Origin of the sequence: Shewanella sp. SM73, assembly GCF_025653795.1 — a bacterium.
Taxonomy (GTDB): domain Bacteria; phylum Pseudomonadota; class Gammaproteobacteria; order Enterobacterales; family Shewanellaceae; genus Shewanella; species Shewanella oncorhynchi.
Genome location: NZ_JAKKRY010000033.1, coordinates 1 through 1,670, shown reverse-complemented (window position 1 = coordinate 1,670; position 1,670 = coordinate 1). Strand labels below are relative to the sequence as shown.

Below are 1,670 nucleotides of genomic sequence, written 5' to 3'. Positions count from 1 at the left end.
CGGTGTTTTTCAAGGTAGTTGTCACTCTTTGCTTAAATATTAAGCTGCATTTATTACATTGTTTGCGGGTGCCTTATCTGGGTTTAACGTGACTGGACCCACAGCATCACAATTTCTGACTTCCTTGGACCAACGCTCGGGCATTCTTGCCTTTGCCGCTTCGAGCACTTCTTTTCGCTTGGCTAAGATATCACCATCTTGCCCCGCATGACGTTGCCCTGGTGACACAAAGTTCAGCTGGCTGTGCTTATGTTTATCGTTGTACCACTTCATAAATGCCTCTACCCATTCCCTTGCTGCAACTAAACTGCTAAAACCTGCCTTTGGCCACTGTGGACGGTATTTTAAGGTTTTAAATAATGACTCTGAAAACGGGTTGTCGTTACTCACTCTGGGCCGGCTCAAAGAGGCGGTAATTCCCAGCTCTTCAAGCTTGGCTTTCATCGTCAATGACTTCATCGGCGCCCCATTGTCAGAGTGCAGCACCAGGGGGGGGTTAAAGCATTGTTCCCGTAACATCGTGCGCTGGATGAGTGCTGCGGCATGCTCGCCGCATTCCTGTTCATGGACTTCATAGCCGACAATTTTTCGGCTGTAAATATCTTCAAATAGATACAGGTAATAAAACTGCCCTTTGACTACCGAGGCCAGATAAGTGATGTCCCAAGACCACACTTGGTTTGGCCCATCGGCCGTGTAACTTAACGGTTTACTACGGTTGACAGCAACCTGGGTTCGGCCACGATGATGAAGCTGGTCATTGGCATTTAATACCCGGTAATAGCTTGATTCAGAAGCGATATAAATTCCCTTATCCAACAAGGTCGGCACGATTTGTGACGGCGGTAAACTGCTATATTCTGGCTCATTACACACGGCTAATATCTGTTGCCGCTCATGCTCTTCGAGTTTGTTAGCAGGCTGTGGCCGAATCGCTGTGGGCCTTAAATCTGCCTGCACACTGCCCGCGCGATACCAACGTCGATAGGTACGCTTACTGAGCTCAGCTTCAATGCACGCCTTATAAAGACGAGCACCACTGGTATAAGCCTCTTGTATTAAGGTGACTAATGTTAAGCGTTCTGACAGAGGCGTTAGCTCTCCTCGCTGTCGCCCTCCCAAAGTGCATTGAGCTTTTTTCTGAGCACCAGTAAAGCGGCCGCTTCGGCTAAAGCTTTCTCCTTGTAATTCAATTCTCTTTTCAAGGATTTGATTTCAGCCCTGTCCGCTTTAGCCTGTTGCTTAATGGTTTTGGCCTGCACTTCACTGATTTGAAAACCCGCCAAACAGTCGAGCTTCCACTGCTGAACTTGCTCGCGAAACAAGCCTTTTTCTCGGCAGTACTGGCTTATTTCAGCTTCCGACAATGGCGCTGTTTCAATGATAACAGCAAGCTTAGTTTCAGCTGACCAATCATCGGTTGTAAGAGTTTTACCTGGCACGGGACGACCTTCTTTTCTGGCTTTATCTCGCCAATGATACAAGGTTTGCACCGCGATGCCTTCTTCCCGAGCGACCTCTGCGACCGTTAAATTGTGAGGCGGTAATAATTTTTTAAGGATCGCCTCTTTACGTTCTGGTGAATACCGAGCCATATCGTTCTCATTTGCCGCGCCCTGTCTTTAAAAATAATGATTATTTAGGGGTGACAACTATCCTGACACAGGGGG

Annotated in this window: 1 protein-coding gene; it reads right to left on the bottom strand. The window is 47.7% G+C overall.

Annotated features, from left to right (window positions below; all coding sequences use genetic code 11):
- Positions 1 to 39 precede the first annotated feature (39 nt).
- A protein-coding gene (locus tag L5M51_RS22680) for an IS3 family transposase (RefSeq protein WP_263174817.1) occupies positions 40 to 1,595 on the bottom strand; the annotation gives its coding sequence in 2 pieces (ribosomal slippage) (positions 40 to 1,142 and positions 1,142 to 1,595; 1,557 coding nt in all).
- Positions 1,596 to 1,670 lie beyond the last annotated feature (75 nt).